Origin of the sequence: Litchfieldia alkalitelluris (assembly GCF_002153425.1) — a bacterium.
Taxonomy (GTDB): Bacteria; Bacillota; Bacilli; order Bacillales; family Salisediminibacteriaceae; genus Evansella; species Evansella alkalicola.
In genome coordinates, this window is sequence record NZ_KZ119600.1 from 2,755,122 (window position 1) to 2,772,737 (window position 17,616).

The 17,616-nt window shown below is 37.4% G+C and carries 15 protein-coding genes; all 15 read right to left on the reverse strand.

What is annotated here, in order from left to right; all coding sequences use genetic code 11:
- Positions 1-9: 9 nt before the first annotated feature.
- Positions 10-288, reverse strand: coding sequence for a DUF503 domain-containing protein (locus BW724_RS13170; protein ID WP_088075652.1), 279 nt, complete (start codon positions 286-288; stop codon positions 10-12).
- Positions 285-2,405, reverse strand: a complete 2,121-nt coding sequence (gene infB / locus BW724_RS13175; RefSeq protein ID WP_088075653.1) for a translation initiation factor IF-2 — start codon at positions 2,403-2,405, stop codon at positions 285-287. The genes BW724_RS13170 and infB overlap by 4 nt, the downstream gene beginning before the upstream one ends.
- A gap of 59 nt (positions 2,406-2,464) precedes the next feature.
- Positions 2,465-2,767, reverse strand: a complete 303-nt coding sequence (locus BW724_RS13180) for a YlxQ family RNA-binding protein (protein ID WP_088075654.1) — start codon at positions 2,765-2,767, stop codon at positions 2,465-2,467.
- Complete coding sequence (gene rnpM, locus BW724_RS13185; protein ID WP_088075655.1) at positions 2,767-3,042, reverse strand: RNase P modulator RnpM; 276 nt, start codon at positions 3,040-3,042, stop codon at positions 2,767-2,769. Before rnpM ends, BW724_RS13180 begins: the two co-directional genes overlap by 1 nt.
- Positions 3,043-3,072: 30 nt before the next feature.
- Positions 3,073-4,212: a transcription termination factor NusA gene (gene nusA, locus BW724_RS13190; RefSeq protein ID WP_088075656.1), complete on the reverse strand. Its 1,140-nt coding sequence runs from the start codon at positions 4,210-4,212 to the stop codon at positions 3,073-3,075.
- A 25-nt stretch (positions 4,213-4,237) separates the two neighbouring features.
- Positions 4,238-4,708 carry a ribosome maturation factor RimP gene (rimP, locus tag BW724_RS13195; protein WP_088075657.1) on the reverse strand — a complete coding sequence of 157 codons (471 nt, stop codon included), beginning with the start codon at positions 4,706-4,708 and terminating at the stop codon, positions 4,238-4,240.
- Between the two features lie 234 nt (positions 4,709-4,942).
- Complete coding sequence (locus BW724_RS13200; RefSeq protein WP_088075658.1) at positions 4,943-9,241, reverse strand: PolC-type DNA polymerase III; 4,299 nt, start codon at positions 9,239-9,241, stop codon at positions 4,943-4,945.
- Positions 9,242-9,381: 140 nt separating this feature from the next.
- The gene (locus BW724_RS13205) at positions 9,382-11,079 is read right to left on the reverse strand and encodes a proline--tRNA ligase (RefSeq protein ID WP_088075659.1); all 1,698 of its coding nucleotides are present in this window, start codon (positions 11,077-11,079) and stop codon (positions 9,382-9,384) included.
- Between the two features lie 21 nt (positions 11,080-11,100).
- Positions 11,101-12,360, reverse strand: a complete 1,260-nt coding sequence (gene rseP / locus BW724_RS13210; RefSeq protein ID WP_088075660.1) for an RIP metalloprotease RseP — start codon at positions 12,358-12,360, stop codon at positions 11,101-11,103.
- Positions 12,361-12,372: 12 nt separating this feature from the next.
- Positions 12,373-13,521, reverse strand: a complete 1,149-nt coding sequence (locus BW724_RS13215; protein ID WP_088075661.1) for a 1-deoxy-D-xylulose-5-phosphate reductoisomerase — start codon at positions 13,519-13,521, stop codon at positions 12,373-12,375.
- A 66-nt stretch (positions 13,522-13,587) separates the two neighbouring features.
- Complete coding sequence (locus tag BW724_RS13220; protein WP_088075662.1) at positions 13,588-14,379, reverse strand: phosphatidate cytidylyltransferase; 792 nt, start codon at positions 14,377-14,379, stop codon at positions 13,588-13,590.
- Positions 14,380-14,394: 15 nt separating this feature from the next.
- Positions 14,395-15,156, reverse strand: a complete 762-nt coding sequence (locus BW724_RS13225; protein ID WP_417891357.1) for an isoprenyl transferase — start codon at positions 15,154-15,156, stop codon at positions 14,395-14,397.
- 127 nt (positions 15,157-15,283) lie between these two features.
- Positions 15,284-15,841, reverse strand: coding sequence for a ribosome recycling factor (gene frr, locus BW724_RS13230; protein ID WP_088075664.1), 558 nt, complete (start codon positions 15,839-15,841; stop codon positions 15,284-15,286).
- Positions 15,841-16,566, reverse strand: coding sequence for a UMP kinase (gene pyrH, locus BW724_RS13235; protein ID WP_088075665.1), 726 nt, complete (start codon positions 16,564-16,566; stop codon positions 15,841-15,843). Before pyrH ends, frr begins: the two co-directional genes overlap by 1 nt.
- 91 nt (positions 16,567-16,657) lie before the next feature.
- Positions 16,658-17,545, reverse strand: a complete 888-nt coding sequence (gene tsf, locus BW724_RS13240; RefSeq protein ID WP_088075666.1) for a translation elongation factor Ts — start codon at positions 17,543-17,545, stop codon at positions 16,658-16,660.
- Positions 17,546-17,616: the final 71 nt, after the last annotated feature.

Genomic DNA, 17,616 nt, shown 5'->3' on the forward strand with positions numbered 1-17,616 from the left:
ACTGTCAGATTAATACCATTCCCATGTAATGTTTGTCACTTCAAGATCTGAATTTGTTTCGATGATGGAAAGAGCACGTTTAAGCTCTTTTTCCGCCTGTGTTCTCAAGCTTCCAACAGAAACAATCGTCCATTCTGTTCGTTGCCATACATCTTGATGGTTGGATTCAATAATGGAAACATTATATTGTTTAGCTCTTGTTACGATACTCTTTATGACGGACCGCTTTTCCTTTAAGGATTGTGCATTGTACAATACCGCTTCCACCGTTATCGTCCCTATGATCAACGCTTAATTTCCTCCATGATATACGCCTCGATGATATCTCCTTCTTTAACATCATTGAAGTTTTCAATCGTAATACCACACTCATAGTTTTGCGCTACTTCTTTCACATCATCTTTAAAGCGTTTTAGAGCATTTACTTCCCCTTCAAAGACAACGACGCCATCGCGAATGACACGAACAGTAGAATCCCTTGTAATTTTTCCATCTGTTACGTAAGAACCAGCAATAGTACCAATTTTTGAAACTTTAAACGTTTGTCGTACTTCTGCTTGGCCAATTACTTTTTCACGATATTCAGGGTCTAGCATCCCTTTCATTGCAGACTCTACTTCGTCAATTGCATTATAAATAACACGGTGTAAACGAATATCAACTTTTTCTTCTTCCGCTGTACGCTTCGCATTCACATCAGGACGAACATTAAAGCCAATTACAATCGCATTAGATGCACTAGCTAAGATAATATCTGATTCAGCAATAGCACCTACACCAGTATGAATAATATTAACTTTAACACCTTCAACTTCAATTTTTTCTAAAGAACCTCGCATCGCTTCCGCAGAACCTTGAACATCCGCTTTCACAATAACGTTTATTTCTTTAATTTCCCCTTGCTGTATTTGCTCAAAGAGATCATCTAGGCTAACTTTAGACGTTTCGCGACGGTCTGCTTCACGTTGTTTAACGGCTCTTGCTTCACCAATTTGACGTGCTTTCTTTTCATCTTCAAAAACTAAAAATTGGTCACCAGCCTGTGGAACTGCGTTTAACCCTGTAATCTCAACTGGTGTAGATGGCCCTGCTGTTTTCACACGACGACCTAAATCATTCACCATTGCTCTTACACGCCCAAATGCATTACCTACAACAATTGGATCCCCCACGTGTAAAGTACCTGATTGTACTAATAGGGTTGCAACAGGTCCACGTCCACGATCAAGCTCAGCTTCTACAACTGACCCACGTGCTGTTCTGTTAGGGTTTGCCTTTAATTCTTGCACTTCTGATACAAGTAAAATCATTTCTAATAGTTCATCAATACCGCTTCCATTTAATGCAGATACATTTACAAAAATTGTATCTCCACCCCAAGCTTCAGATACAAGACCATGTTCTGTTAATTCTTGCATCACACGATCAGGATTTGCTGCTTCCTTATCGATTTTATTAACTGCAACTATTATTGGAACATTCGCAGCCTTCGCATGGTTAATTGCTTCTACAGTTTGTGGCATGACACCATCATCTGCAGCTACAACAAGAATCGTAATGTCCGTTACTTTAGCACCACGAGCTCTCATCGTAGTAAAAGCAGCGTGACCAGGTGTATCTAAGAAAGTAATTTTCTTACCACTTTCCTCTACTTGGTACGCACCGATATGCTGTGTTATTCCACCTGCTTCTCCAGCAGTTACTTTTGTATGTCTAATACTATCTAGCAGAGTTGTTTTACCGTGGTCAACGTGCCCCATGATAGTTACAACTGGCGGGCGCTCCTCTAGAGAAGCAGGGTCATCCTGTTCTTCGAAATTTTCAATGTCCGTTTCATCAACGACTACCTCTTCTTCCAATTCCACTCCAAATTCATCCCCTAATAAGTCAATCGCTTCCTTCTCAAGCTCTTGATTTATTGTAGCCATTACACCTAAAAACATTAATTTTTTTATTATTTCAGATGGTTCTTTTTTAATTTTCTCAGCAAACTCTCCTACTGTAATAGGAGTAGTATATATGATTTTTGAAGGTGTCTCTGCAACATTAGCCTTAGACTCCTGCTTCTGTTGAGTTTGATTTTGATTTTGGTTTTGCTTTTGATTTTGCTTTTGCTGGTTTCCTCGTTTATTGTTCTTTTTATTGTCGTCTTTACGTTTCCCAGCCTTGTTATTTGTATTATTTCCTGACTTTTCATTTCCTTTATTCTTTTGGTTAAACTGCTGCTTTGGTGTTTCCGACTGTTTTTCTTTTGTTTGCTTACCTTCTAGTTGTTGGATGGTTTTATCTGTAATTACACTCATATGATTAGAAACTTCTATCCCCATTTCTTTTAATCGATCAATTATTTCTTTGCTAGTTACGTTCTTCTCTTTGGCATATTCATAAATACGCATTTTACTCATAAACTTACCTCCCGCTTCCGTTACGCACATCCTAAAATAGGGTGTGACACAAAACGAAATTATTCAATTATTGATCGTAACTTTGTAGCGAATCCTGGATCCTCAATACCTATTACTACTCTTTCGGCTTTACCAATTGCATTTCCAATAGAAGTACGGTCTCCCTTTACCACAACTGGAATTTGGTAAAACTCGCATTTATTTAAAACTTTTTTCTTTGTATTATCAGACGCATCCTCGGATACGATAACTAAGTAAACTTTCTTGTGCTGGATTGCTTTAATAACAAGTTCTTCACCTGTTACTAGTTTTTTTGCACGGTAAACAAGTCCTAATAAATTTAGCCATGGTGTGCTACTCATCATATTTTTCCCTTTGCTACTTCTTCTAATAGCTGTTCATATATATATTCAGGAACATCCATTTTTAAATGTCTTGAAAAAGCATTCTTCTTTTTTGCTTCAAGAATTACTTCTTCATTACTTGAAATGTATGCGCCTCGTCCAGACTTTTTAGAAGTGTGATCAATCACAATCTCTTTTTCTGGAGTGCGGACCACTCTTATGAGTTCTTTTTTTGGCTTCATTTCATTTGTCATAATACACTTTCGAAGTGGTGTCTTCTTCTTTCCTGCCATTTAAACCACCCCTATACTACACTTTATATTTTATTTTTCATCTTCGAATTGGTCTACAACATCCCAATCGTCAGCAGATTCAATAGAGGTCCACCCTTCATCTTCTTCTACTTCGTTTGGATCATATAGACCTAATTCTTCAGCATCAGATTGACTCTTAATATCTATTTTCCAACCAGTCAATTTAGCTGCTAGTCTTGCATTCTGACCCCTTTTACCAATAGCTAAAGATAACTGATAATCTGGCACAATTACTTGTGTCATTTTCTCTTCTTCATTTACTGTTACCTTTAATACCTTAGAAGGACTAAGGGCATTGGCTACAAAAACTTTAGGATCTTCAGACCAACGAACAATATCAATCTTTTCACCTTTTAATTCATTTACAATTGTTTGAACACGCTGACCTTTAGGTCCGACACAAGACCCAACTGGATCAACTTCCGTATCTTCAGCATGGACAGCGATCTTAGAACGATCACCTGCTTCTCGTGAAACAGATTTAATTTCCACCGTTCCATCAAAGATTTCTGGTACTTCCAGTTCAAATAACCTTTTTAACAGGCCTGGATGTGTTCTTGAAATCATGATTTGCGGACCTTTCGTAGTTTTCTCAACTTTTGTAATATAAGCTTTAATTCGATCATTATGACGATATGTTTCATTTGGCATTTGTTCACTTAATGGCATTAATGCTTCCACTCGTCCTAAATCGACGTAAATAAAGCGGTGATCCTGGCGTTGAACAATACCTGTCATAATATCTTCTTCACGATCGATAAAATCAGAGTAAATGATTCCGCGCTCAGCTTCCCTCACTCGTTGAGTCACTACTTGTTTTGCAGTTTGGGCTGCAATCCTTCCAAAATCCTTTGGTGTTACTTCAATTTCAACTACGTCATCTACATCATATTGAGGATTAATTGCTTTTGCTGCTTCCAGTGATATTTCTAATCGAGCATCAAATACTTCTTCCACAACTTGCTTTCTTGCAAAAACTCGAATCATACCGCTTCCACGGTCAATATCTACCCTTACATTTTGTGCAGAGTTAAAGTTTCTTTTATAACCAGTTATTAAAGCTTGCTCAATGGCTTCGAGAATAACTTCTTTATCAATACCTTTTTCCTTTTCAATACTTGTTAATGCATCCATAAATTCACTATTCATGAAATGCTTTTCCCCCTTTCATTTATTAAAAAATAACCGCAAGTCTTGCTTTAGCTACTTTATCATAAGGAATTTCAACTATTTTTTTTCTTGTTTTTACTTTAATCTCTATTTTTAGAATGTTGTCGCTGAATTCAACGAGTTTCCCCTCAAACACCTTTTCATCATCAATAGGTGCATAAGTTGTAACATGAACATTCTTTCCTACTGCACGTAATAGATCTTTTTCTTTCTTTAATGGGCGTTCTGCACCTGGTGAAGATACTTCAAGATAATATGCTTGCTCTATAGGATCTTGCTTATCCAATGCTTCACTAAGTTGCTCACTTACTGCTGTGCAGTCATCTAAATCCACGCCATCTTCCTTATCGATATATACACGAAGGTACCAATTTTTCCCTTCTTTTTTAAACTCCACGTCGACTAATTCTAGAGATAAGTCGGCTAAAATAGGAGTCAAAAGTTCTTCTGTTGTTTCCCTAATATTACTTGACACTTTTGTTCCCTCCTTAAAACACTGAACGATTGGCTATGTATTATAGAATATTATTCCCTAATTATCATGTCGTCATCTATGTATTTATGTGAAAACTTTATCTTTTTACAAAAGAAAGAGTGGGATAAAACCCCACTCCTTGTGCCGTCTCTATTCCAGTATTTCCATCTAACTATAACATAAACCATGAATCCATGCAAATTGCGTATCATATAAGGATTTTCAGTCTTCTTGTTAAAATAATGATAGTTGATTTGAATCTGGAAGACCTTCTAAACATCCATGGTCATCTAAAGTTTCAAGCACTGTTTTAGTTATTTTACTACGTTCCCTTAAGTTTTCTTTTGACAAGAACTCTCCATCTTTCCTTGCCTTTTCAATGTTGATGGCAGCGTTAGTTCCGACACCTGTCAACGAGTTAAAAGGAGGAATGAGACTATTTCCGTCCACTAGAAATTCCGTTGCGCTAGATCGATACAGATCCACCTTCTGAAATGACAAGCCTCTTTCACACATTTCAAGTGCTAATTCTAATACTGTAACTACACTTTTCTCTTTCGGTGTGGCATCAAGTCCCCTTGAGTAAATCTCTTCTATCCTTTTTCTAATAGAAGCAGATCCTCGAATCATAGTATCCATTTCGAAATCATCTGCCCTTACGGTGAAATAGGCTGCATAGAATAAGATTGGATGATGAACTTTGAAATAAGCAATCCGAACAGCCATTAAAACATATGCAGCAGCATGGGCCTTCGGAAACATGTACTTTATCTTTAGACATGAACCAATATACCAATCCGGTACATCATGTTTTTTCATCTCCTCAATCCAATCTTCTTGGAGACCCTTCCCCTTTCTCACAAATTCCATTATTTTAAATGCGAGAGATGGTTCTAACCCTTTATATATTAAATAAACCATTATATCATCACGGCATCCAATTACATCTTTTAGCACGCACGTTCCGTTAGCAATGAGGTCAGCAGCATTATTTAACCACACGTCTGTTCCATGTGACAAACCAGAAATCTGAACTAATTCACTGAAAGTAGTTGGCTTTGTTTCTTCTAACATTTGCCTTACAAAACGTGTACCAAATTCAGGTATACCATACGTTCCAGTCTTACACATAATTTGTTCTTCTGTCACACCGAGTGATTCTGTACCTCCAAAAATTTTAAAAACTTCAGGATCATCTACAGGGATATCACTTGGATCCATTCCACTTAAGTCTTGCAGCATACGAATAACGGTAGGATCATCATGTCCTAAAATATCAAGCTTTAATAAATTATCATGAATCGAATGGAAGTCATAATGCGTTGTTCGCCATTGTGCTTCGTTATCATCTGCTGGATACTGAATCGGAGTAAAATCATATATATCTAAATAATCAGGGACTACAATGATTCCCCCTGGATGTTGTCCTGTGGTTCGTTTAACACCAGTACACCCAGAAACTAATCGGTCTATCTCTGCCCCACGTAATTGTAAAGAATGATCATCCTCGTATCCTTTTACGAACCCATATGCAGTTTTTTCCGCAACCGTACCTATTGTTCCTGCTTTATACACGTAATCTTCTCCAAATAACTCCTTTGTATAATTATGAGCTACTGACTGATATACACCTGAGAAGTTTAGATCAATATCAGGTACTTTATCCCCTTTAAACCCTAAGAACGTTTCGAAAGGAATATCATGTCCATCTTTTTTATATTTTGCGCCACATTTTTCACAGTCCTTATCAGGCAAATCAAACCCAGAACCAACAGAACCGTCATTAAAGAAGTAAGAATGCTTACAATCTGGACATACATAATGTGGTGGTAATGGATTTACCTCTGTAATTTCTGTCATTGTTGCGACGAAGCTTGACCCAACCGACCCACGTGAACCAACTAAGTAGCCATCTTCTAATGATTTTTTTACAAGTTTCTGTGAAATCAAGTAAATTACGGAGAATCCATTAGTAATGATACTATTTAATTCTTTTTCTAAACGTGCTTCCACCAACTCAGGCAAATTTTCTCCATAGATGCTGCGGGCACGGCTATAGCACATTTCCCGCATTTCCTCATCTGCACCTTCAATTTTAGGTGTGTAAAGATCATCAGGTATTGGCTTAATCTCATCAATCTGATCAGCAATAATCTTAGGATTCGTTACGACTAGTTCTTTTGCCTTTTCCTGAGGTAAGAAGCTGAAACAATCAAGCATTTCATCTGTACTTCGGAAGTGTACTTCAGGTAAGCTTGTCCTATTCAATGGATTTGCTCCACCTTGGGAGGCAATCAAAATTTTACGATAGATATGATCCTCTTTATTTAGATAATGTACATTTCCTGTAGCTATCACTTTTTTCCCAAGCTTTTCGCCTAGTTCAATCATCTTATTGATGATATCTCTTAAGGCTAAATCATCCCTAACAATTTCTTTTTCTATCAAATGATTATAATTACTCGGGGGTTGTACTTCTAAATAGTCATAAAAACTTGCAATCTCTTCTACTTCCTCAATAGGCTTCTGCATGATTGCATCGAATACTTCCCCATTATCACAAGCTGAACCAATCATTAAACCTTCACGATATTTGGACAAAACAGATTTCGGTATCCTTGGAACACGGAAGAAATAATTAATATGGGAGTAAGATATAAGCTTATATAGATTTTTTAAGCCTTCCTTTGTTTTCGCAATGATAATACAGTGATTTGGTCGTTGCTTTTTATAATCGTCCTTTGATGTCTGCTCGTTTAATTCATAGTGCTTAAGAATGCCTTTAGCAGTAGTATCTTTCACCATTTTCCATAATAGGTGTCCCGTTGCTTCAGCATCGTAAATGGCCCTATGGTGAGAAACTAGTTCAATATTGAATTTCTTACATAGTGTATTTAATCGGTAGTTTTTAAATGTTGGATATAGTAGTCTCCCTAACTCTAACGTATCGATGACAGGGTTTGTCGCCTTTTCGTACCCGACTTTCGTTAGAGCCGCATTTATAAACCCCATATCAAAGCTAGCGTTGTGAGCAACGAGAACATCATCCCCCATCCACTCATGAAAATCCTTAATTACTTCTTCAATATCTGGAGCACTCTCTACCATGTCATCAGTAATACCTGTTAATTCAATAATCAATGGTGAAAGCTTCTCATGAGGATTTGCAAAGGCCTCAAACTTATCTACAATCTCTCCGTCTTTGACCTTAACAGCTGCAAGCTCAATAATCGTGTTGTAAACTGCTGATAAACCAGTAGTTTCAACGTCAAATACAATATAGGTTTCATTCAGTAAGTCACGGTCTTGTGGATTATAAGCGATAGGTACTCCATCATCAACAAGGTTTGCCTCTACACCATACAGTATTTTTACCCCGTGCTGTTTACCTGCAGAATATGCTTCGGGAAAAGCTTGTACAACTGCATGATCTGTTACAGCAATTGCTTCGTGTCCCCATTTTTTAGCTTGCTCTACATATTTAGAGACAGAAGTTACTGCATCCATTTGACTCATGGGTGTATGGAGATGAAATTCTATTCTCTTTTCCCCTTCTGGCGCCCTATCAACACGTTGTTTTGGCGTAACTTGCTGGATGTCCCTAGCCATCATCGTTAAGTCCCTAACAAATGTATCGTACTGAATGTCACCTCTGACCTTCACCCAAATTCCCTTTTTAATAAGTCCAAATACTTGTTCATCTTCCTTACTATTTGAAAACATCTTTATGAGTAATGAATCGGTATAATCTGTTATCTTAAAGGTTAGTAAAGTACGACCACTTTTAAGTTCCCTTGTTTCGGCAAAGAAGACATACCCTTGTAGGGCTACTTTTCTATCTTCCTCAAAGATTGTATCAATTTGGCGAATATCATTATTATTTATATTTGAACCTACGGAAATAGAAGTAACATCGCCCATTTCCTTGGCTTTATCTTGCTGTTTCTGCTTTTCAATCATTGCTTCAACAACTTTTGAATGATCTTCTTCCTTTTTTTGCTCCTCAAACTTCTCAATCAGTTCCTTCGACTCTTTAACAACTGATTCAACGAGGAGACGCCCAAAACCAATTTTTTCAAAAGCAACCTGTAGTGGTTCAGCTACTCGACGATTAATCATTTCTGCCTCAGTTTGGTTTAACACAGATATGATTACTTTCCTACCTTCGACAACTGGTGTTTGCTCTTGCAGTCTTTTAATCAATCCATTTGTTTTTGAACGTAGTAATTCTACGAAATAAGGCCAATAGGTCGGTATATGCTTAGCTAAATGAACGTCATCATGATAAGATAATAGAATTTCAACGGAAGCAATGTGCTTTAAACCGTTAACAATTGTGTTTGTAAACAATTCAAATGTTTCATATGGTAAGACGGAGGGAAGTGAGAGGGTAAACCTCCATTTTTTTTCTGATTGAAAAACTTCAAGTTTTTCAATTTTCCCATCACTTACAGCCGTTTTAACACTTTCAGGCATTGCAACTTGCTCTAATAAAAGCTGAAATCTATCCCGCCGTATTTGATCTTCTTGCATTAGTGTTCCTCCTCACCCAACAAAATAAGAAAAGCGCAGCTCCGAAATGCATGGGCATTCTTCATTAATTGATAATTATTGGAATTTTCCCCTCTAAAAAAGTAGAAGGTTGTCCTATGAAGACAACCTGTATTAATTCTCTACTTTATTTGTTGTTTTATAGCTTCAATTAACTCGTCTTTATGAATTTCAATCACTTCTCCTGAGTGACGAACTTTCATCTCTATAATCCCTTCACTAGCCCTTTTTCCAATAGTAAGTCTAACTGGGAAGCCGAATAAGTCTGCGTCTTTAAATTTAACTCCTGGTCTCTCTGCACGATCGTCGAATAACACATCGTATTCTTTATTCAACAGGACGTATAACTCTTCAGCCAACTCCCGCTGATCGTCCTGTTTCATATTAACAGGAATTAGATGAATATCAAATGGTGATACAGAAGCAGGCCATACGATGCCATCATCATCATGATGCTGTTCAATAATAGCAGCAACAATCCTAGATACACCTATTCCATAACAACCCATAACCATTGGTTTGTTTTTCCCATTTTCATCGAGGAAGTTTGCGCCCATTGCATCACTATATTTCGTGCCTAGCTTAAATACATGGCCGACCTCTATCCCCTCTTTGAACATTATAGTTCCTTTTCCATCAGGTGAAGGATCTCCTGGCTGGATATTCCTTAGGTCGCCATAGCTCGCCACTTGAAAATCTCGGCCTGGATTTACATTTTTATAATGTTTATCCACACTATTACCACCACATACACCATTAACAATCGACTCTACAGCATGGTCCGCAATTACTTTAATTTCCTGTTGTACATTTACTGGTCCAATAAAACCTGGAACAGTTTGCAACCACTTTTTTATTTCCTCATCAGAAGCCATTTCCACTATTGTAGCTTCAAATAAGTGCTTTATCTTCACATCATTTACTTCATGGTCGCCACGCACTAATACAAGTACAGGTTCACCATCTACCATGAATAGAACAGATTTAATTAATTTTTCTTTTGAGACATCTAAGAAGTTCGCCACATCTTCAATTGTTTTCTTCCCTGGAGTTTCAACCAATTTCAAATGAGACAATTCTTCATCAGATTTTTCGTATGTTACATTTACAGCAGCAATTTCAATATTTGCAGCATAATCAGATTGATCGGAGTAAGCAATAGTATCTTCTCCTATTTCAGACAATACCATAAATTCATGTGTATCTGTACCACCAATTGCACCTGAATCTGCTTCCACTGCCCGGAAATCCAATCCACAGCGTGTAAAAATCGTAGTATATGCGTCGTACATTTTTTGATAACTCTCATCTAACGCTTCAACACTCGTATCAAATGAATAAGCATCTTTCATAAGAAATTCCCTTGATCTAAGAACACCAAATCTTGGTCTTCTTTCATCTCGAAATTTATTTTGAATTTGATATAAAGTCATTGGTAACTTCTTATAGGAACGAATATCATCCCTTACTAACGTTGTAATGACTTCTTCATGGGTAGGTCCTAATGCAAACTCCCTGCCATGCCGGTCGTGTAGTCTCATTAATTCTGGGCCATAAGCTTCCCAACGTCCTGATTCCTGCCATAATTCTGCAGGCTGTATAGCAGGCATAAGTAGTTCTTGAGCACCTGCCATATCCATTTCTTCACGAATTATGTTTTCTACTTTCTTTAGTGCTTTCAATCCTAATGGTAGGAAAGAATATACCCCAGACGTACTTTGACGAATTAATCCAGCTCGCAGCATTAACTGGTGACTTTTTACATCTGCATCACTTGGTACATCTCTCAATGTGGGTGCTAAAAATGTACTTTGTTTCATAGTCCACCTCAGTTTTGTTCCTTAGAGGAAAAATTTGTTTATATCGTTCCATGTTACTACTAACATGAGTAGCATGAGTAAAGCAAAACCTATAAAATGTACTAACCCTTCCTTTTGTGGGTCTATCGGTTTACCTCTAACGGCCTCCACCCCAATAAATAATAGCCTTCCTCCATCAAGAGCAGGTAAAGGAAGTAAATTAATGATTCCTAGATTAACGCTTAAGATGGCTGTCCATTGCATGAGTACAAGGAAACCCATTGCAGCCACTTCATCTGTATAACTGTATATACCTACTGGGCCAGCCAAATGATCAAGGGTAAATTGACCAGTCACAAGCATTCCTAATGCTTCAAAGATTAACATTGTAAACTCGTATGTTTGGGTGAAGCCAAAAGCCACTGCACCTAATACATTTTTTTCAGTCATTGGGAAAATACCCACTACACCTTGCACTTGCTCATCAGGCCCTACTCTTTCTTGCGGCGTCATAGATACTTCAAAGCGTTCTCCGTCCCTCTGTATCTCAAAAAGTAGAGGCTCATTTGGACTTGATTGAATAATCGACGTCATTTCTTCCCATGTGGCAACTTGTTGACCTTCGATCGAAACAATCCTATCTCCACTTTCTAACCCAGATTGAATTGCGACTCCATCATCAGTCAAATCACCTACTAGCGCCTCATCAACAGGCATTCCTGCAAACCAAGCATAAAACGTTAAAATAACAATTGCTAGAACAAAATTCATCATAGGTCCTGCAAATAAAGCTAACGCCCGTTGTAATTTCGTTTTTGAACCAAACTGACGATCTAACGGAGCAATTTGCATTGGAACTTCATCATGTACATATTCTGCTTTCTCATCAATAGCATAAGTCACTAATCCCTCTTCATCTGCTACGTAACCCGTGACAAATAGATCTTTTTCAAGATCAATTTTCTCCACTTGAATAACTTTACAGTCAGAATGTTTGGACTTATTATTAATGATTAGTTTATCTACTTTACCAGCCCTGTTAAAAAGTAATCCAATCTCGTACCCCGGTTTGATTGTAATCATTTCAGGGTCTTCTCCAGCCATGCGAACAAAACCACCTAACGGAAGAAGTCTAATCGTATAAACAGTTTCAGCTTTTTTGAAAGAAAAAATCTTTGGACCAAATCCGATGGCAAATTCGCGACATAATATCCCTGCTCGCTTAGCAAAAATTAAATGCCCTAGTTCGTGTATAAAAACGAGAAGTCCAAATATGACAATGATAGACAAAAAAGTATTCATGGCATCACACCCTTAATTCAAATATGTTTGTACTTTTCTTCTAGTTTCAATATCCACCATGACAATATCGTTTAATGATGGAGCCTTTATGATGGAATGAGAGGATAATGCCTTTTCCACGAAATGATCAATACCTAAAAATGGTATTTTACCATTTAAAAAAGCATCTACTGCTACCTCATTAGCTGCATTTAAAACAGTAGGTGCCGTTCCACCTACCTTACCAGCTTCAAATGCAAGCTTTAAACAGCGGAATCTCTCTAAGTCGGGATCTTCAAAATGAAGTGTCCCAACTTCCCATAAGTTTAACTTTTCTCCACCGTGTAAATCAAGCCTTTTTGGATAGGACATGGCATATTGAATGGGCACACGCATATCAGGTGTTCCCAAATGGGCTAGTACACTACCATCAATATATTCCACCATTGAGTGAATGATACTTTCTTTATGTAAAATCACATCAATTTGTTCATAATCCATATCAAAAAGCCATCTTGCTTCAATCACTTCAAGTCCTTTATTCATCATTGTAGCGGAATCTATCGTAATCTTGGCTCCCATATTCCAGTTAGGGTGATTTAGTGCCTCTTTTACTGTAACCCCTTCTAATTCAGCTAGACTTTTGTCTCTAAAGCTACCCCCAGAAGCAGTGAGTATTAATCGCCTCACTTCTTTTTCCACATCACCATGAAGACATTGATATATAGCTGAATGTTCACTATCTACTGGTATTAATTTTACACCGTATTTATTCGCTTCCTCAGTGACAATATGACCAGCAGTTACTAGTGTCTCTTTATTGGCTATCCCAATATCCTTTCCTGCTTCAATTGCAGCTAAGGTTGGTTTGAGTCCTACACTACCCATAACAGCGTTAATAAGCATATCAGACTTCTCAAATGCAGCAGCTTCTATCAAACCTTCTTCTCCGTAATATACTTTTATGTTAGCTGGTAGCTCCACCTTTAATTTGTCGGCCATATCCTTTGTGAGGACACTCACCACTTCTGGCTTAAATTCGTGAACTTGCTGAAGACCTAGTTCCATATTTCTTCCAAATGATAAGCTAACAAGCTGAAATTCATTTTGATGGGCACGGATGACATCAAGTGTCTGTGTACCTATAGATCCTGTTGAGCCTAATAAACTAATTTTCTTCATTAGTAACTCCTTTACTCATTTAATACACTAATTACTTACCTATGAAGCTGCCTTATACTCATGAGGTCAGATAAGGCCTAACAAGTATAAGATAGGCATAACAAAAATTAAACTATCGAATCTGTCTAGAATACCTCCATGACCAGGTAAAACTTGTCCAGAATCTTTGACTGAATAATGGCGCTTTAGTGCTGACTCCACTAAGTCTCCTAATTGGCCAGTTACGGATACAACAAAAATAAATAAAACCGTAATAAACCAAGAGTCAAATATTGGAACAAACAAAACATACGTAATTCCAATTAAAAAAGCAACTAAAATTCCACCAATAGCCCCTTCTATTGTCTTTTTAGGACTTATTTCTGGCCAAAGTTTGTGTTTCCCAAAACTCCTTCCAGCGAAATACGCTCCAGAGTCAGTCGACCATACTAAAATTAGGATAAAGAAAAGTAAGAATAAGCCATCGTCTAAAAATCTTGTATAAATAAAATAATGAAAGCCTAATCCAGTATATACTGATGCTAGAACAATGAAACCTACATCATCGAATGTAAAGGAGTTCTTTGTAACTACAGTTAAAGCAAGCAATACAACGATTAACAATAAAAACAATTCTAACTTGTGAACATGAAGCCATTCCAAAGATGTCATTTTCTCTGGAATAAGCAATAACCACATCAGAATGAAGCTTAAGAAACTCATAGGGGACAAGAGTTTCATTTGTTTCATCCGTATTAGTTCGCCCATTGCCACACTTGCTAAGGCAATCATTAAGAGAGTAAATGGCCATTCACCAATTATAACTAATGTTACAAAAGCTGCTCCTGCAATAACTGCTGTAATTAATCGTTGCTTCAATGATGACTCTCCTCTCTATACGCCCCCATACCTGCGGGCTCGCCTTTGATAACTAACTATCGCTTCCACAAAATCCTCTTTTGTAAAATCTGGCCATAAAACTTCTGTGAACCAAAACTCCGCATAAGCCAACTGCCAAAGCATAAAATTACTTAAGCGGATTTCTCCACTAGTTCTAATTAATAAATCAGGATCTGGCAATTCCGATGTCATAAGAAATTGGCCAAGTTTCTCTTCTGTAATATCATCTTTTGACAACCCATTATTTTCAAGCATGTCATACATTTGCTTCACAGCGTTAATAATTTCAGAACGACTTCCATAATTCAGTGCAAAATTTAAAATTAAACCATCATTATCCTTTGTTTTCTCAATCGCTTTATCGACTGCCCTAATCGTATGTTTTGGTAAATTATCCTTTGACCCAGTTAACCTTACTACAACATTTTCCTCCATTAATTTAGGCAGCTCTTTCCCTAAAAATAATTCAGGTAATCTCATTAAAAAATCAACTTCCGTTTTCGGCCTCTTCCAGTTTTCTGTAGAAAAGGCATACAATGTTAATACTTTGACTCCGATTTCATTTGCCTGTTCCACAATATTCCTGATCACACTCATACCTTCCCGGTGACCTGCAATTCTAGGGAGTCCACGCTTCTTGGCCCACCTTCCATTACCATCCATAATAATCGCTACATGATTTGGAATGTTTTCCACCTCTAATGTGTCATAGTAAGGCCCTGTATTCATATTGTGGTCTTTGATCTTTTTAAACATCATCTTATCCCCCAGATTGCTCTCACAGTATGTATAGTTTTAAATATGCGTCAGTATGGTGAAAAGTGTAAAAAAACCCCCTTTTCTTAGAGGGTCTTTTACATTGTTCATTTTACATGGTTTTTCATTACACTTCCATGATTTCTTCTTCTTTTTCTTTTGCTATCGCATCAATTTGTTTAATGACATTATCTGTTAGCTGCTGTACTTCATCTTGACTACGGCGAAGATCGTCTTCTGTTAATTCCCCATCTTTTTCTTGTTTCTTTAATTCGTCGTTTGCATCCCTACGAATGTTACGAACTGCTACTTTCGCTTCCTCTGTATAACGACCTGTCATCTTAACTAATTCTTTTCTTCTTTCTTCAGTTAAAGCAGGAATGGCAATACGAATAATGTTACCATCATTAGTTGGAGATAGACCTAAATCAGCCATTTGAATCGCCCGTTCAATATCAGAAATGGAAGATTTGTCAAACGGTTGGATCGTAAGCATTCTTGCTTCTGGTACTGAAACAGTAGCTAATTGGTTTAAAGGTGTCATCATACCATAATACTCTACTTGTACTTTGTCTAATAACGATGGGTTAGCTCGTCCAGCTCGAATCGTTCCAAGTTCTTTACGGTAGGCTTCAACTGATTTGTTCATCTTTTCTTTCGCTTGGTTTAAGATGTCTTGTGACATTATTCTTTCCCCCTTATTATTGTTCCAATTTCTTCACCCATAACTGCTCTTTTAATATTTCCTTCTTCCATAATGGAAAAGACAATAAGTGGAATATCATTGTCCATACATAAGGAAGACGCAGTAGAATCCATTACAGCAAGACCTTCTTTTAATAAATCTAAATAAGTAAGTTTTTCATATTTAACTGCTGTTTCATCAACAGATGGATCTGCACTATATACGCCGTCCACTTTATTTTTAGCCATTAATATAACGTCTGCTTCAATTTCCGCTGCCCTTAACGCTGCAGTTGTATCTGTTGAAAAATATGGGTTACCAGTACCAGCAGCAAATATAACAACGCGTTTCTTTTCAAGGTGGCGTATAGCTCTCCTACGTATGTAAGGCTCTGCAACTTGACGCATTTCAATTGAAGTTTGAACTCTTGTTTGAACATCGATATTTTCTAAGCTATCCTGTAAAGCGAGAGAATTCATCACAGTAGCAAGCATGCCCATGTAATCTGCTGTCGCCCTGTCCATCCCTTTCGCGCTTCCAGCCATACCTCTCCAAATATTTCCTCCACCAACAATAATCGCTACTTCAACATCTAATTTCATTATTTCTTTTATTTGATTGGCAATGGACTGAATAACCACTGGGTCGATACCGTAGCCTTGATCTCCAGCAAGAGCCTCACCACTTAATTTTAGCACAATTCGGTTATATTTTGGTTTTTCCATAATGTCCTCCAATGCTCTCGTTCCCAATCTTTTTGGAAAATTTTAATATAGTGAATCTTAGGAAAAAGGGACACAATGTGCCCCTCTTTTATTAGTCTTTTTTCACTTGTGACATAACTTCTTCAGCAAAGTTATCTTCACGTTTCTCCATACCTTCTCCCACTTCATAACGGAAGAATAGTTTTACTGAAGCACCTTTAGAAGACACATATTTGCCAACCTTTTGATCTCCATCTTTTACAAACGGCTGGTCATTTAAGCAGATATCCTCAAAATATTTGCTTAGTCTACCTTCAACCATTTTTTCAACGATTTTTTCAGGCTTTCCTTCGTTTAATGCTTGTTGCTTTAACACTTCGCGCTCACGGGAAACTTCTTCTTCAGAAACTTCATCGCGGCTTACATATTTAGGATTAATTGCTGCTACGTGCATAGCAATGTCCTTCGCTAAAGATTCGTCTGATGTACCATCTAGTAGGGCTAATACACCAATTCGGCCACCCATATGAATATACTCACCGAAAGCTTGATTATCTGCACGCTCTACGATTTCAAAGCGGCGTAAAGAGATTTTTTCACCAATTTTTGCAATTTGGTTATTGATGTAGTTGTTTAATGTATCTCCTTCACCTTCAAAGTTCTGTGTAAGAGCTTCTTCAACATTTGCTGGACTATTTTTCAAAATATGAGTAGCAACTGTATCCACAAGATTAATAAAGTTTTCGTTTTTAGATACGAAGTCTGTTTCTGAGTTAATTTCAACAATAACAGCACGGTTACCGTCAACCTTTACGTGTGCTAAACCTTCAGCAGCAACACGGTCTGCTTTCTTAGCAGCTTTAGCAATCCCTTTTTCACGAAGGAAATCAATTGCTTTTTCCATATCACCATCAGTTTCAGTTAACGCCTTTTTACAATCCATCATACCTGCACCAGTTTTTTCGCGCAGTTCTTTTACCATACTAGCTGTAATAGCCATGAGAATTCCTCCTTCAAATATATCATAGTATTCATGTGTCTACCGAAAATAAACACTTATGTATGTGTGAA